The following is a 22,598-nucleotide window of genomic DNA, read 5'->3' on the forward strand; positions in this document are numbered from 1 at the left end:
TGCGTGCGGCTCCACCGCAACGCACCAAACAACAGAAGCTTACCGGATCCGCGCGCGATAGCGTAGCTGGAACGACGTCGCGGCCGTGAAGTTGCCGGTCAGCTTGATGCGGATCGCACGCACCGCCGGATCATAACCCGCCGCGTTCGCAACCGGCTGATAGGTCCAATTGGTGCCGTTGGTGGAGAACTCCAGACCATCGGTCGTCGGCGCTGCCGTCGAATAGTTGTAGCTTAATCCACTCGGCAGCAGCCCCGTGCCGAGCAGACTTCCGTCGGCGAACTCGACCGGCCCCTTGCCGGCGGTAGCCAGATCGGCCACCCGCAGTTCGACGTTGACGGGCAGGTTCTCCACCAGCAGCAAATCCTTCACCGGCACCAGTACATTCGCCGCCGGATTGGTCGCACGCGACTTGTACTCCACCACCGCACCGGGAAGCGAGCGCGGCACCACGGAGCCGAGCGGGTCGGAGATCACGGTAACGCTCTTGGTCACGGTGAGCGGATCGGCCGCGGCCGGCGTTGCGGCGAGCAGCATCGCAGCGAGAAGTGGCACCCGGCGCATCAGCGTCCCCCTACCTTGCCGAGCATCGCCTGGTCGAACTTCAATCGCGCGGTTATGAACGGGCCGGCGCGGGTATAACGATCCGCCTCGAAATCGCGGTCGCGGTAGCCGGCGACGTTATAGCCGGCCGTGAGCCAGAGATTCCGGGCTGGCGAGACGCCGACCGTCGGTCCGACGCTGTACGACACGACCTTGCGCTCCCACGCGTGCTGGACCGAGCCGGCGATGCCGATGTCGAGATGCCGGCCGAGATCGCGGCGCAGGTCGAAACCCACGACGTTGACCAGGCCGGTAAAGTCCTGCGGGCCGAAGCTGCCCTTTACCCACTTGATGCCGTGATAGAGCGTCGCTTCGGTCCCGTGACCGAGCCCTTCCGGGCCGGTGCGGTAGTTGAGCGCGATGTTGTTGACCGCGCGCAGTGTCGCCTGGAACCCGCCGCCAAAGGACGGCACGCCGAGCACGTTGCGATCATCGAAGCCTGCGTCCGCGCGCTCGCGGCGCAGCTCGAAGCGCTCGAGCACCGACCAATTGCTGTCGAGCGGGCGCCACGCGACCGACAGGTCGGCGGTCGCGAAGGAGGCCACCGCGCCGCTGTCCTGCGTGACCTGCGACCAGCGCAGGCTGGACGCCAGCGTCTTGCCCTCGCCCAGCGTCCGCAGCACCGACGCGGTGATGCCGAAGCGATCGCCGGCGTCGCTGATGCGATACTCGATCCGGCCGTTCGCCGACCAGCGATCCGCACGGTAATTGGTGCCGAGCGTCACGGCCGCATAGTCGCCCGCCCCGTCCTGCGCGAGCGAGCCGCCCGACGCCACCGGATGAAACGCACTGATCACCGCACCGGTCGGGATCGCCCCGCGCACGGTGCTGCTGGCGTCCAGCGTCGCGTCGACCGACCAGCGGCTGCCGAGCTGGAGCGACTGGGTCAGGCCGTACTGCGCGAACAGGCGCTGCCCGTTCTCGCCCGCTGCCTGCTGGTTGAGCGTAGAGGACAGCTTGCCACCGGCCCAGGGCGCGACGTCGAAGCCGACCTGAGCGGTGTGAGCGGTATAGTCTGCACCCTCCGCGATCTCGTACCCGCCGAGCAGGCGGACACCGTCCATAACCTTCAGCGCACCGGTCACCTGATGGCGAACCGGAAAGTCGACGCTCGCCTTGTCGCCGCCGGGTGCGACCTGGGTCTGCGCGGCGAGCGTCAGCTTGCCGTCGAACAGCGCCTGGGTACCGCCAAGCGTCAGCAGCCGCGAGTCACGCTCGCGCCCGTCGATGCCCCGATCTTGCGCCAGCTGGCCGCCGACGAACAGCGTCCCGCCCGCGCGCTGCAGCTCGAGCCGGACATCGGCGGCGAGCCGGGTGCCGGCCGTCTCCAGCGAGTCCTGGTGCCACGCGGTCGTGGTCAGCGAGACGCGGTCGCCCAAGCGGAGCCGCCCGTCGACGCCGAGCTTGCGGGTCCCCGCCTCCACGACGTTCTGCTGGCCGACGCCGAAGCGCTGATCCTGCTGGCGCGCATAGGCGAGCAGATCGAGCGCCGCGCCGTGATGCTCAGCCTCGACCAGAAACGCCTGCCCGGCCTTAAAGCCGCCCCGGCCGCCGGTCGCGGCCTCGGCTCGCACTTCGGTGGTGGCGCTCAGTTCCCCCTTTACGTCGATCGCCAGCAGGTTGGCGGTGCCGACCGTGCTGTCGTGCAGCGCGGTTGCGCCAACCTCCAGCCGGCGGTCGCTGGTGCGGACCGCAGCGCGCCCGCCGGCGACCAGCGCGCCGGTCCGGCCGTAGGTCTCATAGTCGACGACGATGAAGATCGGATTCTGCGCGGCGTCGCGGGTCAGCACCGGCTGGCGGAAGCGGATCGTCCCCATCGCCGTGTCAATGTCATAGTCGAGGTGACGCGTGAGCGCGGTCGACGACACGATCAGCTCCGAGCGAAAGCGATCGCGCACCTCGATGCGCAGCTTGTCGCTGTTCGGCACGATGTCGCGCCCCGACAGGCGGTACGGGCCGCTCAGGCCATTCCCGGGGATCTCGTCGCGGGCGTAGAGCTCGTCCGTGTGCGCGGCAAAGGCAGTCACCGAAACGTTGGCGCTCTCGTAGGCGAGCTTGCCGCCGTTCAGCGTGCGGCTGTAGCGGCCGAGCTGGCTCTGCGTCAGGCCGGTCTCATAGTCACCGAACAGCGCGTAGAACTCGGGCGCTTCCAGCCGCACGTAGAGCTTGCGCTCGGTCGGCGCATCATAGCCCTGGCGGGTGCCGTCGCCGTACACGGTGTAGTAGCGGTTGGGGTCGATTGTACCGAGCAGCCCCCGGTCGCGATCACGGCGGCGATCGCTGTCGTAGGCGATCGTCGCGAGCCACGAGCCCTTGATCCGGCCCTTGGCATACAGCGCGAGCTGGCCGTCGGTCATCAGCGTGTCGCGGTCGGCGCGGGCGAGGGTGCGGGCGTGGCGATCGAGTGTGTTGTGGCCGACCGTGCCCGCGCCGAAGCCCACCACGACCCAGTCCTTGGCCGCACCCGACAGCCAGGCGCGCAGCTCCCGATCGTGGGTCGACTTCTCGCCCGTGAAGCTCGCGACGACGCGTACCGCGCCGGTCTGGGTGGTTGGTTCCAGCGCGATGAACGCCAGGCCGTCGTCGCCGACCACGCGCGCGATGGTGGCGGCGCCCGGCGTGCCGTCCTGCGCCAGCGTCGGATCAACAGCGGCGACATGCGGGCGATCGACGCGGAACGGCAGGGTCGTGCCGGCGCGCACCGGATGGCCGGTCGCATCGACCACGCGAACCGCGACCAGCGGGCGGGTGACGCCGTCTGCGATCAGGCGGCTGCGATCGGCAACGACGCTCGCCGACACGGCGGTGCTGGTGGAGCGTACGACGCGGTCGAAGCTCGCGACGACCTGGCCCTCGCCGGCCAACACATCGGCGTGCAGCTTGTTGTCGCCGTCGACCAACGGGAGGCCGCTCCAGCGCGAAACCGCAACGTCGCCCGCCTGATCGGTGGTGTCGAACAGCAGCGGATCGACCAGCTGGCCATTGAGCGACAGTCGTACGCGCTGAGCCGGCAGGTGCTTAATCGCGACACGCAGCACCGGCGCCCGCGGATTGTGGCCGACCGTCGGGAATAGCATCTCTACGCCGGGCGTCTGGCCGATCAGCCAATCGCGATTGCCCGCCGCATTTGCATCGTCTGCGATCGCGATCGGCAGCGTGTCGGCCGCCGCGGCCTTGCCGGTCGGCTTCAGCTGGAAATCGACGCGCTTCAGCAGTCCGCCGTCGGCCTCCACGAAGCGCGAGATCGCACTGCCGGCCTGACGCGTGTCGATGTCGCAGGCGACGGGCGTGTGGCTGGCTGGCAGCGAGCCGGTGTCGAGCTGCACGACGTGGCGGCCCGGTCGCACGCCCTCGAAGTGGTACAGGCCATCACGGTCGGTGACGACGAACGTGCCGTCCTCCATCAGCAGCCGTATGCCAGGGACGCCACGACGCTTGTCGACCGGGTCGCCGCAGCCACCCTCCGTCACGCGGCCGGTGACGGTGAAGCCGTCGGTGAACAGCAGCGGGCGGATGCGGACGGCCGCGGCGGCCTCGTTGGAGGTCGCGCCGGCACTGCCGGAGGCGAGCACGCGATTTATTGCCTCGCCGACTGGTGCACCGGGCGCGATCGACACGACGTACCGCACCTCGACGCTGGCACCGGCGGCAACCTGCGCCAGCGGGAAGTTCAGGGTCCGGCCATCTGCCGATACTGCCGGAGTGCCCGCGCCGGTGTGGGAGCCACGCTCGTAGCGAAGCCCCTCAGGCAGGATGTCGGTCAGCTGAACGCCCTGCGCCGGGGCGGAGCCTCGGTTCTCCAGCGTGACCCGGTACTGCACGAAGTCGCCGGGCGATGCCTCACGCACCGAGGCCGTCTTGGTGAGCAGCAGTGCCGTTTCGCCTTCGCGGTCGAGCGGAATGTCGGCGTAGAAGGGGTCGGGCTCGACGATCTCGAACACGCCACCGGTCGAGGCACCGTTCAGGATGAAGGGCCTGCCGCTCGGGTCGCGAAGGCGGGCGAGTTCACCCGCCGAGCGAACGGACGGTGCGGTGTAGCGCGCCGGCGGCTGGATCCGCAGGTGGTACTTGCCCGGCGCGACGAAGGGAAAGCGGTAGTTCCCTTGGGGGAAGTCGTAGAGTCGCCCGCTCGAATCCGTCGTGTGCCCGCCGCTGATGACCGTCGCGGGATAGCGGCTGATCCCGTCGTCGCCATAGACCACGGCCGGGCGGTTCTGCTCGTCGAGCAGCGTCACGACGGCGCCGTCGACCAGCGCGCCCGTCTGCGAGTCGAAGACGTAGCCGGCCGGATCGACCAGCTGCTCCGACGTCGAGCCATAGCTGTGGTCGTCCTCCTCGAAGGTCAGGATCACGCGCGCGCCGCGATCCAGGCGCGGATCGCACGCGGCGTTCCCGGGATTGCGGCCGGGCGGCGAGATGCCACCGGCGAAGACGCCGGTGTTGTTGCCGGTCTCCAGCAGCACGACCTGCAGCGACGTGGCACCGCTGGTGGCAGTGATGATCGCCTCTTCGCGGCGGGCGGCATCGCGGTTTCCACCGGCGTTCTCGAGCACGATGAAGTACGGCTGGTGATTGTCGACCGTCTCCAGCGGAGCGGATCCGGCATAGGCCGCCTCGTCGACGGGCGCGGGGGTGAAGCGCAACCGCGGCATCGTCTCGCAGCGCGACCCCGACATCTCGTGGCCGACAGGCGGCAGGCGGAAGCTGAGGCGGGTCGGGACCTTGATGCGGTCGACCGCCAGCGAAACGGTGTTGGAGCTTACTTCCCGGCGGTCGGACGAGTCGCTCCAGCTGAGCTGCGCGGTATTCGTCACGCGCTGCACGGTCTGCGCCGTCGCGGGGGCGACAGGCGACAGGCCGAGCAGGGCCGCAAGGGCGAGAAGGCGTGGGGTCATGGACATGCAGCGTCGTTCCCCGGCGCGCGAGGGGGTGGCGCGCGCCGGAGCTCTGTTTTCCTTGCTGACTGAGTGGCTTAGTTGATCTTGACCCGGAACGCGGTCGCCACCGATCCCAGGCCCGGCACCGTCGTGATCCGCGCGGAAACGGTCTTCGATCCGCCGTCGAACGCCGCGGTGAGACCGTCGGATTCGGTGCCGTCGTCGGCGTCATCGTCCTCGGTGGAGCCGGCGGCGACGCATGCACCAAGCGTACCCGGCGCACCCATCGCCATCGACCCCGGCACATAGGTGGTGTTCGCCGGGATGACGTCGGTCAGGACCACGCTGCTCGCCGCGACCAGCGGAGTCGCGTTGGTGACGGTCAGGCAGTACTCGACCGTTGCGCCCGGGATCGCCTTGAAGTTGGCGAGGTTCACCCCGTCGGCCACGACCCGCGCCGACTTGTTGACGCTCAGCGCCACGTTGCGCGTGCCGACTTCGTAACCGGAATAGGCGCGGCCTTCACCGTTGCGGGCGATGTCGCCGATGGCGGCGCCATCGCTGTCGTTGTCGGCAAAGACGATATCGACCGTGTTGTCGGCGTTGGCGAGGTTGAGGTCCGTTGCGATCAACGCCGAGCCGCGGGTACCCGTCGTGCCGCCCGCCGCGACGATGACGTGGAGCGAATCCCAGGCGATCGCCGCCGACTGGGTGCTCGGCACGTTGCCGACGACGAACACGGTCACCGACGCGTCCGGCGCCAGTTCGTCGATGAAGGTCTGGGTGTCGACGTTTGCGTCATAGACGCCATTGTTGTTCGAATCGACGAACGCGCGGAGGCTGGCCACGTCGAAATTGTCGTTGCCCGGCAGGATCCCGACGCCGATGTTGTTCTGGTCGGGATCGAGGATGAAGTCCTGCGTACCGTTGGTCGTGTTGGTCACCTTGAACTTGGTAACCGCGTCCTGCTGACCCAGCGTGACCTGGGTGAAGCCGGTCTGGTCGGTGACCACGGTAAAGTTCACCTTGCGGTCGACGACGAACGACGCGGTGTTGGAGGTGGTCGACTGGTTGACGCCGTTCACCGTGTAGGTGACCGACGCGGTATTGTCGACGCTGGTGCCGGCGGCCGTGCCGGTCGATTGTGCAAAGGCGTTGTCCGCCGCGAGCGTGGCGGTGCCCGCCAGCAGCACGGCGATGGTCTTCTTAACAAACATCCCTGTTCTTCCTTCTGACTAGATGGTGGTTCGGTACGTTGGGGGTCATTTCAGGACGGCGTTGAAGGCGAAGCGGCCTTCCGCACCGGGTGCGATCGGGGCAGTCATCCGCCAGCGGACGTGCGTGACATCGGCAGGCTTGGCTGCGCGCGGGCCGGCGGGGCCGGCGACGCGCAGAGCGGAGAGCGTCGTAAAGGTCTTGCCGTCGGCCGACACCTCGGGCGCGGGGGAGCCGGGAGCGGCCGCTTGGAACATCAGCGCTGCAGGTACCGGGTTGGCGATCACGACGTTGGACAGCGGCTGCCCGCCCGTGTTGCGATAGGCGACGACCAGCGTCATCCGGTCGCCCGGCACCACGCGGCTCGCGGGCACCAGCTTGACCCGCACGGCGCCGTCGGTGCCGCGCTCCTTGGCTTCCACCATGACGCTGGCGCTCACCTGGAGCGGCCCGGCGGCGAGCACGGGCGCCGCGACAGTGGCGATGGTGATGGCAGCAGTGCCGGAAAGCAGGCGGGTCATCGTTGATCCTTCAGTTGATGATGGTCTGGAAGCGCACGGTGCGGACGGTGCCGGGCGTCGGATCACCCAGCGTCACGCGGACGGTCGTGCCGTCGAAGGTCACTGCATCCCCGTCGTCGGCGTCGGTCAGCCGGATGCCGTCGAGCGTCACGCTGTCGGCCACGAAGCGGGTGCCGGCGGGGATCGCGTCGGTAATGACGACGCCGCGCTTTGCGCCCGGGAAGCGGGCGACAAGCTGGTAAGTGATGGTCGCGCCGTTGATCGCGCGCTCGCTCCCATCGGGGGCGCGAACTGCCTGCGACTTGGTGAGCGAGGGCGCGGCTGGATCTAGGATGAGGACCGTCTGGGCGGTGGCACGACCGCCGCTACCTCCGAGCACCGCGTCGCTGCCATCCGGGCCGGCACCGGGCAGGACGCTGCCTTGAACGCCCGTACCCGTCACCGCGGTCGCGGTGAGGGTGACGGCGGTTCGATCGACGACCGGACCGGGCAGGAGCACGAAGATGGTCTGCTGCTCGCCTGGCGTCAGCGTGATCCTGGTCGCTTCGTTCGTGCCGTCGCTGTCGATCGCGACCCGGAGCGGCTCGCCGCCACTGCCCGCCAAGGAGAAATCCTGAGCCAGGTTGCCGGTGTTGGTGACGACAAACGGAACCGCTACCTGCGACGCAGGGTCGGCGACGACGCGGGTTGCGGCTGCCGCAACCACCGTCACGTCGACCAGCCCGTCGACCGAGGTGGTGACGGTATTGCTTGGAAACGTGATCGGCCCGGCGCTGTCGGCGTGGGTCAGCGTCGCGGTATTGGTGATGCGAGTGCCGGCCGGGGTCACTTGCGCCACGGCGGCTGGCACGGCGGCGACGCACGCCAGCAGCGAGGCCGCGGTGACCCGCAGAGCCTGGGTGCCATTGACGTTGCCGTTCTTGATCATTGGATCGATTTGCCCGCGTGAACTTGTGCGGGACCGATCAACGCTATCGTACTTAAACACCTCTTACGCGGCGGTGGGCGGCACCTTCGAATTAGACCAAGGTCTAAAGATCGCTCTCTAGTTTGGCGCCAGCGGCGAAGACCAGCTACGTACCACGGCGGCGATGCCGATGTCGGTCACCAGAGGGATCAACGATCAAAGATGATCGGGCGCGCTGAGCTGCTTACGATTACTTTGATTACGGCCAACGAGCCGCTACTCGCCGCCGTCCTTGGTCAACAACCGCGAGGTCGCTAGCGGTCCTTCCCACTTGACGAACGGCGGCTTGACGCGATCTATGATCACAAGCGATCGTTCCAGCTCGACCCGGAACGGGCGTTTTGGCTCATTTGCCGCTTTTGCGGCCTGTGTGGGATTGAGCTCATACCTGGATGCAACCTTCACGCTCCGGATCAGCTACGGGAAGGTGAAGGGCTGGACCGAGCGCGGGCAGGAAGTGCCGATCGCGACAACGCTGGGCGGCACCTTCGACCGCGCGACCGGCAACGCGCCGTTCGACGTCGCTCCGGGCTTCGCCGCTAACCGTGCGAAGATCGACGGCGCGACCACTTACGACTTCGTGACCACCAACGACATCATCGGCGGCAACTCCGGCTCGCCGGTGATCGATCGCGCGGGCACGGTGATCGGCGCGGCGTTCGACGGCAACATTCACTCGCTCGGCGGCAACTACGGTTATGACGCCACGCTCAACCGCACGGTCGTGGTGTCCACGGACTCAGTGCAGGAGGCGCTGGAGAAGATCTATCCGGCGCCGGCGCTGGTGGCGGAACTGCGCGGGCGGTAAGCTAAAGGACGGGGTGACTGCGGCTGCCGCAGTCACCCCTGCCCCTCAGACCTTCTTCGCGTTGACCAGACGGTACAAGATGCCGCTCTCGTCTTGCCCGGCCAGCTGGAGCGTGCCGGCGATCACCATCGGGTCACTTCCGTTCAGCTGCACGCCCGCCGGCGCCATCACTTCGATGAACTGGTTCGGCATGGTATGGACGTGGAAGGGGCAGCCCGGCGGATAGGCGAGCAGGACGAACCGCTTCTGGTTTGCTGCCTTGTCGAGCGGCATGATCCAGCCGGCGACCTTGATCTGCTTGCCGGCGAGCGATTTCACGCCCGCGGGGCGCTGCAGACGGTCGTTCGCCGGTGGGTTGGATAGGTACAGCTCAGGCTCTTCCGCTCACCACGATCAGCGGGTCGCCGGCGCTCCCATCCGACAGCACCTCGACGCCCAAGTGTGAAAAGCCGGATCGTTCAAGATACAGTTGAACGAGCGCAGCGTGACCATCGCTGCCGAGCGCGCGCCAGATCGCAACCGCCTTTGTCGGAAAGCAGCGATTCGAAAAGCTGATGATGAACGGTGCTCCCGCTTTGAGCACGCGTCGAACCTCCGCGAACACTGCCAGTGGATGCTTCAGGTACTGCACGCCGACACAGCACAACGCAGCATCGATTGACCCATCGTCGATCGGCAATGCTTGATTACGGTTGAGGTCCTGGATGAACCAGCGATCGAGGCGCGGGTTGGCCGCGAGCTCATCGGCGTTCATGCCGTGACCAATGACCTCGGCGTAGCGCTGCTCCGGAGGCAGATGGCTTACCCAACTCGACATGAGGTCGAGGATGCGGCCGCCTGCCGGGATCGCCCGGCGATAGTGGGCGCTCAACGCGGCGACAGCGCCATCGTCGATGTGCGTGACGAGCCGTGGGGGCGCGTAGAAGCTCAGATCGTCGCCATCATCCTGCCTGGCGAAGGCACCTGGCGGCAGCTCGGCCAGGCCCGGCTCGCGCGTGTCGCTACCGTCGACCACCTACTGGGCTCCTGAGAGGCGATGCCGCTCAAAGAAGCTTAGCATGGCCCGCGATGCGTCCGGCCCGGCTGCGTCGGCGTGCGAGCCGGCCGGATTTCCGCCCGACCACGCATGCCCCCCGCCCGCAATCGTCCATTGTTCGATCAGGACGCGTCCGGCAGCGTCCTGGCTTAGCGCGCGCGTAAAGCGCCTGCCGCCGCTGCTGCCCGTTTCCGAGACGACCGTGATGGTGACGCCGGCAGCCCTGGATGCGGCATGGACGATTTCGCGGGCATTCGCCTCAATCACTGTGCGATCACGATCGCCGTGAAAGGTGATGACGGGCACGAAGCGCTTCCGGCCATTTGGCGCTGAGGACTGGTGCGCGGCGCCTCGATTCATCGCCGTGAGCGCAGAGGGCAGGTCACGCGCCGCGCCGCAGGCGAGCCCCGAATGCACGCCAACCGCGGCGAACAGGTCGGGGTAGGCGTCGGCCATGATCGCTGCCGCGGCACCGCCAGCCGAAAGACCCGCCACATAGACCCGCTCGGCATCGATCCGCTCTGCGGCGATCACGTCCCGCACGATCCCGGCGATGAGGGCGGGTTCACCGCGCCCACGCGCCTGGTCGCCTGGCCGGAACCAGTTCCAGCATCGTTGCTGGTTGGCGGCCTGGGTCTGCCGCGGGTAGGCGACGAGAAATCCAAGCTCCTCCGCCAGTTCGTTCATGCCCGTGCCTCGCGCGCAGTCCTCGGGCGTTTGCGTGCAGCCGTGCAGCATGACGACCAGCGGCATGTTGGGCGCAGTGGCAGCCGGGCGGTACAGCATGTACTCGATAGTTCCGACGCTGCCCGAGTGGCTACGTCCGATGAAATCGCCACTGCGCGATTGCTCGCGACCCACACGGGGCGTTGGCTGCTCAGGCGTCAGGTCGATCACCTCGCCTTGGTATTCCATGGTCGGCGAGGATCCGCCTTGCCCTGCGAGCGTGGTGCGAAGCAGCGCCGTTGCGCCTGAAAGGTCGCCGGAGCGGGTCAGCCGCAAGGCCTCTATCATGGAAGTCTGCAGGCTCATGGGTATTCTCCGGTCAGGTGATGCGATCGGCCAAAGCGGCCTTGATTGCCGGGGTGGCATGGAGTGCGCCTAGGATCGTGATCGAGCGGATCGTGGCGAGCGCGAGTTCGGGAGTTACATCGGACCCGATCGACAGAAGACCCAGGACGCGGATGTCCAGCTTCTCGTCGGCTTCACGCGCGGATCCGAGTTCCTGCGCGGAAAGGTGGCAAACACCGAGCTGGAGCGCTCGGCGGCTGACGGATTGCTTCGCCTCGTTGCTATGCCGTTCGAGCTGGTTACGGATCGCCGTGCGGATGAAGTCGGTGCGATTGCCATAGAAGCCCTCGCGCACGAGCAGATCAACGTGGCCGAGATCTACAAACCCGAGGTTGATTGTGATTTTCTCGCTCTCAGCAACATTCCGCATCGCACTGTCACCATCCAGACGGATGGTATATGGATGATCTGTGGGCATGTTCAAGGACGCTCGGGCAAGACGGTAGCGAGGTCGAGAATCGCTCGATTGTGCGGCCATGGATAATGCTGAACGAGCGACCGGTTCGGGGCGCGCCTCATTGCCCCTGAGCGGCCGCGAGCGGGCGATTCTGGCGAGTTCGCGCAGCTGGGATGCGGTGCCTTCCGCAGCGCTTGCGCTTATCGGCCCAAACGCGCGACACAATCTCCGATGACCTTCCTTGCGCAACTACGGCTGCATCTGACCTACTTTTGGCAGCACGGACGCGCTCTGCATCTGCATGCGCCACAACGGTTCACCGAATGGGTACAGCACCGTAAACTGCACGACCGTGACCCGCGTCTGCCGGGGCTCGTCGACAAGGTCGCGGTCAAGGAGCTGGTCGCTTCCGTGCTTGGACCTGACTGGGTGATCCCGACCCTTTGGCAAGGCAGTGTTCTGCCGCCTCAGCCGCCTGCGCCGCTGCCCTTCGTGGTCAAAGCGCGGCACGGGTGCGGGCACGTCGCTTTTGTGCGAACGCCGGCCGAGTGGGATGCTGCGTATTTGAAAGCGGCATGTTGGGGTGACGTGCGGTATGGCCGGTGGCTGGACGAGTGGGCCTATGCAAACGTACCGCCGGGGCTGCTCATCGAATCTTACCTCGGCAACGGAGAAGAGCTCCCAACCGACTATAAGCTGTTCGTGTTTGGTGGCCGCGTTGCTTTCGTGCAGGTTCATCTCGAGCGAGCAACTGCGCACCGCTGGATCGTGATGGACCGTAACTGGGTTCGCGCCTCACCGCCAACTCGCGATCCCGATCCAGAGCGGCCATCAACGCTCGACAAGCTCATCGCCGGTGCCGAGCGTCTGGCGCGCGGGCATCACTTTCTTCGCATCGACTGCTACGAAGTGGCAGGAAGGCCGCTGTTCGGCGAGGTGACCGTCTATCCCGGCTCCGGTCTGCTGCCGGTCGTGCCGGCATCGCTTGACCGATATATGGGCGCGCTGTGGCGGCAAGCGCGCGAAGAAACGCAGAACGCGGAGCCTGGCCGGGCACTGTCAGACGTAATGCAACGGCTGGTAAGCAGGGCAGCGTAGCGGCGCGGCATGCCCCGCCTGCGCAAGCCAGCTAGCCCGTTTCGCTACTTCAACTCGTCACCGGAGGTGATCCGGCTGGTGGTGCTGATGTACGTGCGTTTCCTACTCAGCTTGCGGAACGTGGAGGACCTGTTTCTCGAGCGCAGGTCGACATCTGCCATGAAACGGTCAGGCTGTAATGGAACAGGTTCGGCCCGATGTTCGCAGATGATCTCCGCCGGGCACGGGTGAGCCGCATGTGCGGGTTCCGGCACTGGCGCTGGCACCTGGACGAGATGTACGTCAAGCTGAACGGCGGGATGGTCTACTTGTGGCGTGCCGTCGATCACGGAGGCGAGGTGCTCGAGAGCTTCGTCACCAAGACACGTGACAAGGAGGCTGCGCTCACTTTCATGAAGAAGGCGCTCAAGCGCCACGGCTCGCCTGAGGCGATCACCACTGACGGGCTTCGCAGCTACGGTGCTGTCATGGAAGAGCTCGGCTGCCGCGATCCGACGGTTGATCAAGTGGAGTTTAGCAGATGATCCAGTCCATCAGGCAGAACGCCGGCTCCAGGAGCGTGAAGTCGGCATGGATCGTGCCGGCGATCAGCCGTTTGAGCGCCGGCAGTGCGCGTAACGGCGTCGATAACGTGATGCCGGACGGAGGCACGAGCTTCTCCTCCTGAGACCGATCCGGATCGCACACCGGACCAGCCCGAGAGGCTCAGATGATCCGCGCCGCACGCAGTCGCTCCCGCGCGGCTTCGTCGAGACCGGCGGCGGCGAGCACCTCGTCGCTGTGCCCGCCGAGCTTGGGCACCGGCCCGCTCGGTCGCCGGGGCCGTCGGCGGCGAAGAAGGGCGCGCCGACCACCGCAGTCGCGGTGCCGTCCTCCAACGTGAGCGGGCGCAGATTGCCGCGGGCGCGGACGTGCGGGTGCTCAGCGACCTCCGCCAGCGTCCGCACGACCGCCGCCGGCACCCCGCGCGCGGTCAGCAGCGCCTCTGACGTGACCCCCGGTTTTCATCCAGCCGGGACCAGAGACCGGGGTTTGTTGTCGCGCGGCTGCGCTGGTGGAGCAAGGGGCTGCGGAACGTAGCTTCCAGCTGCGCGGAGCGGAGCAGCCACTTGCAACGCGAGACCTGCGGCGAAGGCCGCTGGTGTGGCGTACTCGGTGTTGTAATCCTCGACCCAGCCCGCGACGATGTCGCGGGCCTGACCCAGCGTCAGGAACAGCGTCTGGTTCAGCAGCTCATCTCGCATGCGGCCGTTGAAGCTCTCGACATAGCCGTTCTGCATGGGACGGCCCGGCGCGATGTAGTGCCACTCGATCTTCGCCTCGCCCGACCAGCTCAGCACCGCGTTGGAGGTGAGCTCAGTGCCGTTGTCGCTGACGATCATTTTCGGCGCGACACGCTCGACCACCAGATCGGCCGGCTCGCGCACGACACGGCGGCCGGAGATCGAGGTATCGACCACCGCTCGCAAGCACTCGCGCGTGATGTCGTCGACGATGTTGAGCACCCGGAACCGGCGTCCCGTGGCAAGCTGGTCATGGACAAAGTCCAGGCTCCAGCGCTGGTTGGGGAGCGCCAGCACCGGCGCAGGCGCCCGCGCGCCGATGGCGCGCCTTCGTCCGCGTCTGCGCCTGACCGTCAGCCCTTCCTCACGGTAGAGGCGCTGCGTCTTCTTGCGGTTGATCGTGATGCCACCACGGCGGAGCAGGATGTGCAGGCGCCGGTAGCCGAACCGCCGACGCTGCTGCGCCAGCTCACGCAAACGCGACCGCAGGTCGCCATCATCTGCCCGGCACGAGCGATACCGCATGCTCTTGCGGTCCGCCCCGACGACCATGCACGCCCGCCGCTCGCTCATCCCCAACGTCGCCTGGAGATGCGCGACAGCTTGTCGCTTCGCAGCGGGCGCTACCATTTCTTTGACAGCAGATCCTTCTAACCCTCGTTGTCGAGCATCGCGTCCGCCAGCAGCCGCTTCAGCTTGGCGTTCTCGTCTTCCAGAGCCCTAAGCCGCTTCGCGTCGGACACCTCCAACCCACCGAACTTGGCCTTTCACGCATAATAGGTCGCGCTCGACATGCCGTGCTTGCGGCACAGCTCCGTCACCACCGCGCCCGCCTCGGCCTCCTCCTTCAGGAGGCCGATGATCTGCTCTTCGGAAAATGCTTCCGCTTCATGTCGTCCGTATCCCTTGATGGGCCGGACTCTAGCTCCAGATGGAGGAAAAAAACGGGGTCACGTCACCTCCCACTCGGCCGCGGGCCGCGCCGCGAGCCGCGCCTCCATCGCCGAAAGCAGATCGTCGGCGTGCGCCTGGCGATCTGCAGGTGTCGCGAAGCGCGGATCGTCGACGAGCGCAGGCGCGCCGAGCACGTCGGAGATCGTCGCGAACCAGCGCTGGTGCGCCCATCACGAACGGCCGGCGATCGGCGGCGCGGAAGCGCCCCACCGCCGGGCGACTCTCCCGCGACCCCTCGGCGCTCGCCGGCGCGTGGAGCCGCGCGGTCGAGAGCATCAGGGCGGCGTCGAGTAGCGCGGTGTCGATCCGCTGCCCGGTGCCCTGCCGCTCGCGCTGGAACAGCGCGGAGGATGGCGGTGAGCGCACTGTGCCCGGTCGACACATCGAGCATCCCGAAACCGGGATCGCGCGGGTCCGCCTCCTCGCCCAGATCCTGCGCGGAAAGCCCGCCGGCGGCCTGCGCCGACCATTCCACCGCCGGCAGATCGCGCAGCGGACCGGTCAGCCCGAAGCCTGAGATGGAACAGAAGATCAGCAGCGGGTTGATCGCGCGCAGCCGGTCCCACTCCAGCCCGAACCGCTCGGCGGTGCCCGGACGATAATTCTCGACGGCGACATCGGCGAGCGGCAGCAGCGCGTCGAGTACCTCACGCGCCGCGGGTTGCTTCAGGTCCAGCGTCACGGAGCGCTTGCCGCCGTTCACCGCGAGAAAGGTGGTGGGGGCAAAGGCACGGAAATCGTCGCCGGTGCCGGGCGCCTAAAGCTTGATGACGTCCGCGGCGAGCAGCCCAAGCTGAGAGGTACAGAAAGGCCCGGCCAGTGCGTGGGTGAAATCGAGTATCGTTATCCCCGCCAGGGGCTTCGCCATCGATCCACTCCCACGACCATCGTATCGGTGCCGGTGCCGCCAAGGCGCCTCCGCCGTCGCTACACACTTCTGCTGAGCAGAAAGTAATTTGTCCAGTCGATGGTTTGTCGTACTGATTTAAATCAACTTGGGGGGAAGAGCGATCGACACGGTGCGGGCAGGGATCGGACGAGCACAGCTGCTGCTGCTCGGCGGGATCGCGGCGTTGGGATCGCTCGCGACCCAGATCATCGTTCCGGCGCTGCCGCTGGTGGCGCAGGGGCTGGTGATCTCCGCCGCCGACGGACAGCTGATCATCACGGTCTACCTGGTCGGGCTCGCGCTGGGGCAACTGGTCGGCGCGCCGCTCGCCGATCGCTATGGTCGCCGGCCCGTGATCCTGGGCGGGCTCACGGTGTTTGCCGCCGGCACGCTCGCGTGCGGCGCGGCGGGCAGCCTGGCGGTCATGCTGGCCGGTCGCGCAGTGCAATCGCTCGGCGCCGCGACCGCACTCGTCACCGCGCGCGCGATGGCGACCGACCGTGCGCCGAAGGGGAGCGCGGCCGCGCCGCTCGCGCTGATGAGCAGCGTCACGCTGATTTCTCCCACCGTCGCACCGACGATCGGCGGCGCCCTGACCTCGATCGGCGGATGGCAGGCGCCGTTCTGGCTGCTGCTGGCGCTCAGCATCGCGGCGATCGCGCTGGCGCCGCTGCTGGGGGAGACGCGGCCCGGTGACCGCCTGCCGATCGGGCCGGCCAGGCTCGCACGCACCTATTTCCAGGTCGTGCGCAAGGGCCGCTACCTGCCGCTCGCGCTGTCCAACGCACTGATCACCGGCGGCATGTACGTGTACCTGGCGGTGTCGCCGTTCCTGCTGCGCGCGGCGGGGGCGAGCCCTGCCCAAGCCGGGCTCTACTATTCGGTGGTGGCGAGCGCGATGATCGCCGGCACGCTGGCGGTCCCGCGCGTCATGGCGCGCTGGCCAGGGCGGCTCGGCAGCATCGGTGCGGCGGCGCTCGGCAGCGGTGCCGTGCTGGTGATGGCAGTCGCGGCGACCGGCGGCAACCTTGTCGCGCTGCTCGCCGCGATGATGCTGATTGCGTTCGGCAGCGGAATGACCGGTCCCGCCCTCATGGCGCAGGCACTGGAGCGGCAGCGCGACAACGCAAGCGCAGCGATCAGCCTGTTCGGCATGACCCAGATGGGCGGCGCGGCGCTGTTCTCCACCGCCACGGTACGGCTGGTGCCCAGCCCCTCGCTCAAGCTCGCGCTGATCGGCGTACTGGTGCTGCTCGCGCTCGCGCTCAGACGCTACGCCTCGCGCGGGTCCTGAGCGCCCTGCAGCGGGGTGCGGATCGTCAGCGCGGACAGGAGGAAGCACGGCGCCGCCAGCGCATAGGCGAGGCACGCCGCCATCAGCCCGCCGCGCAGGCCAGCCGCCGACGCCGCCGCACAAGCATCGTGCAGCAGCGCCGCCGCACCCGCCGGCGCCTTCCCGCCCGGGCAGACCGCGGTGAAGCTGCCGAGCGCGTCGGGAAAGGCCCGAGCCGCCGCCAGGTCGCTCGCCACCCCGACGATCAGCGGGCCGCAGCCGGTGCCGAGCACGATCACCGCCACCATCAGGATCGCGGTGGCGGTGGTCCGCATGTGCGGCGGCGCCATGTTCTGGAGCGCGGCGTAGTTGGGCCCGTTCTTCAGGTCGTTGAACAGGTTGGCGACGATCAGGAAGAGGACGGCGGCCTGCCAGGTCGGGCGGGTGAAGGTGATCAGGAAGAACAGCCCTGCTCCCGCCGCCGCGACCGCGCACATGCCGGGGTAGGACCGCCCGTAGCGCCCGGCGAAGCGATCGGCGAGCCAGCCGCCGGCGAAGGTGCCGACCAGACCCGCGACGCCGAGGCCCGCCGCCGTCACCATGCCGACCTGTGCCAGCGTCAGGTCGTACTGGCGCAGGAAATAGCTGGCGGTGAAGATGTTGGTCGCGCCGACCGCCCAGCCCATGAAGACCGAGGCAAGGAACAGCCAGCGAAAGCAGCGCAGGCGAAGCAGCAGCCGGAGGTCGTCCCGGAACCGACCCGCCGGCGCGCGCGACACCAGCGTGTTCGCGGCATCGTCGCGCGGTTCCCGCAAGGTGAGCCGTAGCAGCACGGCAAGCGCGATGCCCGGCAGCCCGACCACCGCAAACGCCACCCGCCAGCCATAGGTCATCGCCACGAAGCCGCCGATCAGCGGGGCCAGCATCTGCGCCAGCGGGATGCTGGTGGTGAGCACCGCGAGCGCGAGCCCGCGGCGCTGCGGCGGAAAGGTGTCCGCCACCAGCGAGTGGCTGACCGGGGTGCAGGCCCCCTCCCCCGCGCCGACACCCAGTCGCGCCAGGACCAGGTGGCCGAAGCTGCCCGCCACGCCGCACAGCGCGGTCATGCCCGACCACAGCGCGAGCGCGAGCGACAGCACGGAGATCCGGTTCACCCGCTCCGCGATGCGCGCCGCCGGGATGCCGGCGAAGGAGTAGAGGATCGCAAAGGCCGGGCCGCTGATCATCCCGAGCTGCCAGTCCTGGAGCGCGAGGTCGCGCTTGATCGGCTCCTGCAGGATCGCAAGCACGCCGCGGTCGAGGTAGTTGCAGATGTTGACCAAGACCAGCAGCACCAGGACGTAGATCTGCGCCCGGGTCCAGCCCGCCGCGCGAGGGAACGTACCGGCCGGCGACGGCGCGGCGAGCGCGTCCTGTTCCTCGATCGCCATCAACGTGTCGCGGCTCGAACGGGTGTGTGGTCGTGACGCATCGGACCTCTCCTCGCGGGCGGTGCCCGCTCGATTTTTCTGCCAGCGATGCTCGACAGGCGCTTGCCGAAAGTCAAGTTATATGACTAATTGGCTTCTGTATTGTTTGTTAGCAAGACGATCTGGAGAGGTCATGGAGAGTGCAAGCCAGTCGGGTCGCCAGGCGACCCCGCAAGCATCCCGGCCGCTGGAGGGTATTCGCGTCCTCGACCTGAGCCACGCATTGTCAGGTCCGACCTGCACCAACATGCTGGCGATGCTGGGCGCGGAGGTGGTCAAGGTCGAGCGGCCGGGCGTCGGCGACGATTTCCGCCACTATACGGAACACGCCGGGCTGCCGGGGATGAGCCTGCCCTTTGCCTCGGCCAACATGGGCAAGAAATCGATCACGCTCGACCTCAAGAACCCGGCCGCGATCGCGGTGGTGCACGCGCTGGTCGAGCGCAGCGACGTGCTGGTGGAGAACTTCCGCCCCGGCGTCGCTGCCAAGATCGGGCTGTCGCCGGGCGACCTCCAGGCGCGCAATCCCCGGCTCGTCTACGCCTCGATCAGCGGCTTCGGGCAGACCGGCACGCTGCGCGACTGGACCGCGTACGACCACATCGTCCAGGCGATGTCGGGCATCATGTGGATGAACGGCAATCCGGATGATGAGCCGATGAAGGTCGGCTTTCCGATCATCGACACCTTCAGTGGCTACATGGCGGTGATCGGCATCCTCGCCGCGCTGCAGCGGCGCGAACGCACCGGCACCGGCGATTTCGTCGACGTCGCGATGCTCGACAGCGCCTTCAACCTGCTGGGCGCCGCAGTCCCCACCTACTTCTACACGGGCGAGGTGCGCGGGCGGACGGGGAACAAGGGTTACCGCCTTGTCGCGACGGCGGAGACGTACCGGACGGCGAACGGCTACATCTCGATCGGCGCCAACCACCAGCACCAGATCGAGGCGCTGTGCGACGTGCTCCACTGCCGCTGGCTGATCGCCGACCCGCGGTTCGCCACCCACGCCGACCGGGTTGCCAACCACGAGGCGCTGCGTACCGCGCTCGCCGCGATCTTTCGCGAGCACAATGGCGAGGACATCGAGGAGCAGCTCGCCGCGCGGCACGTGCCGGTCGCGATCGTCCGCAACCTGGGCCAAGTGCTGAAGCACCCGCACTTCGAGGAGCGGCGCATCTTCCTGGAGGGCGAACTGCCCGGCAGCGAGCAGCCGCTGAAGGTGGTGGGGCCGGGCTTCCAGCTCGCGAGCGGCCCGATGAGCGCGGGCGCGGTCCCGACGCTCGGGCAGCACACCGACGAGGTGCTGGCGAGCCTGGGACTCGGCGACGATGCGATCGCCGCGCTGCACGCGAGCGGCGCGACCTGACCGGCCCGAGCACCCGACCAACGCCGAAACGGCGCACGACCGACAACAAAGAAAAGATGAGGAGAGGTTCGTTGCACTACATCGCTGTCACCCCGCTGTGCCTGGCGCTCGCCTTTCCGGCCGCGGCCCAGACCAACACGGACCCGGTTGCGCCGCCTCCGGCGCAGAACCCTTCGGCCCCGTCGGGCGAGCAGGAGCAGGTGGTCCCGGAGGACACCGCCGCCGACATCATCGTGACGGGCAGCCGCATCCGCGGCACCGGGCCGGTGGGTTCAGCCGTGATCTCGGTCGGCGCGGACCAGGTGGTCGCGCAGCCGACCGCGACCGTCGGCGAGTTCCTGCGCAAGGTGCCGCAGATCCAGGGCTTCGGTGTCGACGCCTCCTCCCCCTCCGTCAGCGGCGGTCAGGGCGGCACCAACACCACCCGCGGCAGCGCGCTCAACCTGCGCGGGGTCGGCCCGCAGGCGACCCTGACGCTGATCGACGGGCAGCGACTGTCGTTCAGCGGCGTGTCGTCCAACTACGTCGACGCCTCGGCGATTCCGAGCATCGCCATTGAGCGGATCGAGGTGGTGCCGGACGGCTCCTCCGCGGTCTATGGCTCGGACGCGGTCGCGGGCGTCGTCAACTTTATCCTGCGCAAGGACTATGAGGGGCTCCAGGCGCGCGGTCGCTACGGCTTCGCCGACGGCTACTGGTTGGCGCAGGGCAGCTTGCTCGCCGGGCAGCGCTGGGGCAGCGGCGGCGTGACGCTCGCCTATGAATACACCCGCAACGACAATCTGAACGGCGGCGAGCGCGACTACAACCGGTCCGACCTGCGCGAGTTCGGCGGCAGCGACCTGCGCAACAGCCAGTGCAGCCCGGGCAACATCGTGGTCGGCGGGCAATCCTACGCGATTCCCGCGGGCGGCGTGACCCCCGCGACCGCCAATCAACTGCGGGCCGGAACCCGCAACCTGTGCGAGAATTTGCGCTTCGGCGACATCCTCCCGCGGGAGGAGCGCCACCGCGTCTACGGCTACCTCGAGCAGGAGGTCGGCGACCGCATCACCCTCCATGCGCAGGGGCTCTACTCGGCGCGCGACTATACCTCGCTGGCGATCCAGCAGGGATCGACCACCAACATCGTCAGCCTGACGGTGCCAAACACCAACCCGTTCTTTGTCCGCCCGGTCGGCAGCACCGCAACCTCGGTGACCGTGGAATACGACTTCACGCCGCTGCTCGGCCCGATCCGTCAGCAGGGCACCACCAACACGCTGTTCGCGACCGGCGGCATCGCCTGGGAAGTGACGGACGCGTGGAAGGTTAGCCTCGACGGGTTCTACACCTCCGACTTCAGCGAACAGAACACGCGCCGACCGGAAACCGCGACGCTGACGGCGCGGCTGCGCAGCAGCGATCCGACCCAGGCGTTCAATCCCTTCGGCGGCACCAACAGCCCCGCGGTGCTCGACGCGATCTACTCGGGCCTCTTCAACCCGTATGCGGTCAGCCGCACCCGCGGCGGATCGATCCAGGCCGACGGGCCGCTGGTCGCACTGCCCGGCGGCGACGTGCGGCTGGCGATCGGCGGCGAGTTTGTCCGCTACACCTCCGATGCCGGCAGCCGCCAGGGCACCGCGGCCGCTCCGTCGATCATCAACAACCCGAAGCTCAGCCGCAACCAGAAGTCGGCCTATGCCGAGCTCTACGTGCCCGTGTTCGGCACGGCGAACGCGGCGCCGGGGCTGGAGCGGCTCGATCTGTCCGCCGCCGTCCGTTACGACGACTATGACGACGTCGGCAGCACCACCAATCCCAAGATCGGGCTCAACTGGTCGCCGGTCGCCGGGCTGCTGTTCAAGGGGAGCTATGGCACCTCCTTCCGGGCGCCCGGGCTCCAGGATCTGCCGCTGCTGCGCACGGGCGCGAGCCTGACGGTTGCGACGCTGACCGACCGCCAGTCGCCGACCGGGTCGAGCGTCGGGCTGACCCTTAATGCCGGCAACCCGGATCTGACGCCGGAGACGGCGGAGACCTGGTCCGCGACCGTCCAGGTCAACCCGACGCAGATCCGCGGGCTGCAGCTCAGCGCGACCTATTTTTCGCTGCTCTACAAGGACCTGATCGGTTTCCCGCCGCGGACCTCGCAGAGCCTGCTGGATGCGAACTACAGCTTCGCGGTGACGCGCAATCCCAGTGACGCGCTGATCCAATCGTATCTCGACCGCGGGCTCGTCATCAACGGCGTGCGGCCGCCCGTCATCGCCTTCCTGTACGACGGCTCGGCGCAGAACCTGGGCTCGATCAGCACCTCCGGCTTCGACTTCGACGCGAGCTACGCGTTCGAGGCCGGGGCGAGCCGCTTCGACATCGGCGTGAACGGCAGCTACGTCCTCAACTACGACTTTGCGGTGACCCAGATCGCGACCCCGGTCGAGCAGACCGGCCGCATCAACTTCCCGGTCGAGTTCCGCGCCCGCGCCTATGCCGGATGGGAGCTGAACGGCTTCTCCGTCGGGGCGACGCTGAACCACGTCGGCGGGTACAGCAACACGCTGGTCACGCCCAACCAGCGGGTGTCGAGCTGGAACCCCATCGACCTGAACGTCGCCTATGAGTTCCGGAGCGCCGGGCTGCTGAACGGGCTGTCGCTCGGCGTCAACGTCACCAACCTGCTCGACGAGGATCCCCCCTTCGTCAACATCGTCGGCGGCTTCGATCCCGGGCAGGCGAGCGCGGTCGGGCGCCTGGTCGCCTTCACGCTCGCCAAGAAGTTCTGA

The 22,598-nt window shown here is 67.8% G+C and carries 17 protein-coding genes and 4 pseudogenes; 6 read left to right on the forward strand and 15 right to left on the reverse strand.

The genetic code is table 11. From position 1 onward, the window contains the following. Positions 1 to 39 precede the first annotated feature (39 nt). From CRO12_RS02710 to CRO12_RS02730, 5 genes are all read right to left on the reverse strand, one after another. A complete protein-coding gene (locus tag CRO12_RS02710; RefSeq protein WP_097062459.1) occupies positions 40 to 564 on the reverse strand; it encodes a hypothetical protein in 525 nt (174 codons plus the stop codon). Next, positions 564 to 5,498 (reverse strand): DUF11 domain-containing protein, encoded by a 4,935-nt coding sequence (locus tag CRO12_RS02715; RefSeq protein ID WP_245858134.1) that lies wholly within the window; start codon positions 5,496 to 5,498, stop codon positions 564 to 566. Before CRO12_RS02715 ends, CRO12_RS02710 begins: the two co-directional genes overlap by 1 nt. Positions 5,499 to 5,575: 77 nt before the next feature. Next, a complete protein-coding gene (locus CRO12_RS02720; RefSeq protein ID WP_245858136.1) occupies positions 5,576 to 6,697 on the reverse strand; it encodes a hypothetical protein in 1,122 nt (373 codons plus the stop codon). Between the two features lie 45 nt (positions 6,698 to 6,742). Next, a complete protein-coding gene (locus CRO12_RS02725) occupies positions 6,743 to 7,216 on the reverse strand; it encodes a DUF11 domain-containing protein (protein ID WP_097062460.1) in 474 nt (157 codons plus the stop codon). Between the two features lie 10 nt (positions 7,217 to 7,226). Then, a complete protein-coding gene (locus CRO12_RS02730; RefSeq protein WP_097062461.1) occupies positions 7,227 to 8,144 on the reverse strand; it encodes a hypothetical protein in 918 nt (305 codons plus the stop codon). A 337-nt stretch (positions 8,145 to 8,481) separates the two neighbouring features. On the opposite strand from CRO12_RS02730, the gene CRO12_RS02735 reads away from it, so the two are divergent. Continuing rightward, positions 8,482 to 8,991 carry a S46 family peptidase gene (locus CRO12_RS02735; protein ID WP_281253385.1) on the forward strand — a complete coding sequence of 170 codons (510 nt, stop codon included), beginning with the start codon at positions 8,482 to 8,484 and terminating at the stop codon, positions 8,989 to 8,991. 45 nt (positions 8,992 to 9,036) lie between these two features. On the opposite strand, the gene CRO12_RS02740 is transcribed toward CRO12_RS02735, so the two are convergent. The 4 genes from CRO12_RS02740 to CRO12_RS02755 form a co-directional block, all read right to left on the reverse strand. Then, positions 9,037 to 9,360 (reverse strand): DUF3299 domain-containing protein, encoded by a 324-nt coding sequence (locus tag CRO12_RS02740; RefSeq protein ID WP_097062462.1) that lies wholly within the window; start codon positions 9,358 to 9,360, stop codon positions 9,037 to 9,039. A 1-nt stretch (position 9,361) separates the two neighbouring features. Then, positions 9,362 to 10,006, reverse strand: a complete 645-nt coding sequence (locus CRO12_RS02745; protein ID WP_097062463.1) for a class I SAM-dependent methyltransferase — start codon at positions 10,004 to 10,006, stop codon at positions 9,362 to 9,364. Further along, on the reverse strand, positions 10,007 to 10,924 hold the full coding sequence (locus tag CRO12_RS02750; RefSeq protein ID WP_218838848.1) for an extracellular catalytic domain type 1 short-chain-length polyhydroxyalkanoate depolymerase: 918 nt from the start codon (positions 10,922 to 10,924) through the stop codon (positions 10,007 to 10,009). It abuts the gene before it with no gap. 148 nt (positions 10,925 to 11,072) lie between these two features. Then, on the reverse strand, positions 11,073 to 11,516 hold the full coding sequence (locus CRO12_RS02755) for a hypothetical protein (RefSeq protein WP_218838849.1): 444 nt from the start codon (positions 11,514 to 11,516) through the stop codon (positions 11,073 to 11,075). 210 nt (positions 11,517 to 11,726) lie between these two features. Between CRO12_RS02755 and CRO12_RS02760 the strand changes: the two genes are divergently transcribed. Together CRO12_RS02760 and CRO12_RS18530 are read left to right on the forward strand one after the other, a co-directional pair. Beyond that, entirely contained in the window at positions 11,727 to 12,593 is an 867-nt protein-coding gene (locus CRO12_RS02760; RefSeq protein WP_245858142.1) for an ATP-grasp fold amidoligase family protein, read from the forward strand. 9 nt (positions 12,594 to 12,602) lie between these two features. Then, positions 12,603 to 13,084: pseudogene (locus tag CRO12_RS18530) on the forward strand (IS6 family transposase); the annotation flags it as partial. Positions 13,085 to 13,106: 22 nt separating this feature from the next. Here CRO12_RS18530 and CRO12_RS17885 read toward each other — a convergent pair. The 5 genes and pseudogenes from CRO12_RS17885 to CRO12_RS18540 all read right to left on the reverse strand — a co-directional run. Continuing rightward, a complete protein-coding gene (locus tag CRO12_RS17885; protein ID WP_179640759.1) occupies positions 13,107 to 13,244 on the reverse strand; it encodes a hypothetical protein in 138 nt (45 codons plus the stop codon). Between the two features lie 200 nt (positions 13,245 to 13,444). Next, positions 13,445 to 13,555 (reverse strand): annotated as a pseudogene (locus CRO12_RS18535) (hypothetical protein); the annotation flags it as partial. 42 nt (positions 13,556 to 13,597) lie between these two features. Next, positions 13,598 to 14,787: pseudogene (locus CRO12_RS02770) on the reverse strand (IS3 family transposase). 39 nt (positions 14,788 to 14,826) lie between these two features. Beyond that, positions 14,827 to 14,964: a CoA transferase gene (locus CRO12_RS17890; RefSeq protein ID WP_179640837.1), complete on the reverse strand. Its 138-nt coding sequence runs from the start codon at positions 14,962 to 14,964 to the stop codon at positions 14,827 to 14,829. A gap of 43 nt (positions 14,965 to 15,007) precedes the next feature. Beyond that, positions 15,008 to 15,698 (reverse strand): annotated as a pseudogene (locus CRO12_RS18540) (CoA transferase); the annotation flags it as partial. Positions 15,699 to 15,825: 127 nt separating this feature from the next. Here CRO12_RS18540 and CRO12_RS02780 point away from each other — a divergent pair. Then, entirely contained in the window at positions 15,826 to 17,013 is a 1,188-nt protein-coding gene (locus CRO12_RS02780) for an MFS transporter (protein ID WP_179640839.1), read from the forward strand. Here CRO12_RS02780 and CRO12_RS02785 read toward each other — a convergent pair. Next, positions 16,992 to 18,422: a spinster family MFS transporter gene (locus tag CRO12_RS02785; RefSeq protein WP_097062468.1), complete on the reverse strand. Its 1,431-nt coding sequence runs from the start codon at positions 18,420 to 18,422 to the stop codon at positions 16,992 to 16,994. The two genes, CRO12_RS02780 and CRO12_RS02785, sit on opposite strands and share 22 nt — an antisense overlap. 172 nt (positions 18,423 to 18,594) lie before the next feature. Here CRO12_RS02785 and CRO12_RS02790 point away from each other — a divergent pair, with 172 nt between their 5' ends. Both CRO12_RS02790 and CRO12_RS02795 read left to right on the forward strand, forming a co-directional pair. Further along, positions 18,595 to 19,830: a CaiB/BaiF CoA transferase family protein gene (locus CRO12_RS02790; protein ID WP_179640841.1), complete on the forward strand. Its 1,236-nt coding sequence runs from the start codon at positions 18,595 to 18,597 to the stop codon at positions 19,828 to 19,830. 71 nt (positions 19,831 to 19,901) lie between these two features. After that, positions 19,902 to 22,598, forward strand: coding sequence for a TonB-dependent receptor domain-containing protein (locus CRO12_RS02795; RefSeq protein ID WP_179640843.1), 2,697 nt, complete (start codon positions 19,902 to 19,904; stop codon positions 22,596 to 22,598).

Origin of the sequence: Sphingomonas guangdongensis (genome assembly GCF_900199185.1) — a bacterium.
GTDB lineage: Bacteria > Pseudomonadota > Alphaproteobacteria > Sphingomonadales > Sphingomonadaceae > Sphingomonas > Sphingomonas guangdongensis.

Bases quoted from the DNA above. Each gene is read 5' to 3' on its own strand.
- CRO12_RS02710 (WP_097062459.1), bottom strand. From the start codon at position 564: ATGCGCCGGGTGCCACTTCTCGCTGCGATGCTGCTCGCCGCAACGCCG.
- CRO12_RS02715 (WP_245858134.1), bottom strand. From the start codon at position 5,498: ATGACCCCACGCCTTCTCGCCCTTGCGGCCCTGCTCGGCCTGTCGCCT.
- CRO12_RS02720 (WP_245858136.1), bottom strand. From the start codon at position 6,697: ATGTTTGTTAAGAAGACCATCGCCGTGCTGCTGGCGGGCACCGCCACG.
- CRO12_RS02725 (WP_097062460.1), bottom strand. From the start codon at position 7,216: ATGACCCGCCTGCTTTCCGGCACTGCTGCCATCACCATCGCCACTGTC.
- CRO12_RS02730 (WP_097062461.1), bottom strand. From the start codon at position 8,144: ATGATCAAGAACGGCAACGTCAATGGCACCCAGGCTCTGCGGGTCACC.
- CRO12_RS02735 (WP_281253385.1), top strand. From the start codon at position 8,482: ATGATCACAAGCGATCGTTCCAGCTCGACCCGGAACGGGCGTTTTGGC.
- CRO12_RS02755 (WP_218838849.1), bottom strand. From the start codon at position 11,516: ATGCCCACAGATCATCCATATACCATCCGTCTGGATGGTGACAGTGCG.
- CRO12_RS02760 (WP_245858142.1), top strand. From the start codon at position 11,727: ATGACCTTCCTTGCGCAACTACGGCTGCATCTGACCTACTTTTGGCAG.
- CRO12_RS02785 (WP_097062468.1), bottom strand. From the start codon at position 18,422: ATGGCGATCGAGGAACAGGACGCGCTCGCCGCGCCGTCGCCGGCCGGT.
- CRO12_RS02790 (WP_179640841.1), top strand. From the start codon at position 18,595: ATGGAGAGTGCAAGCCAGTCGGGTCGCCAGGCGACCCCGCAAGCATCC.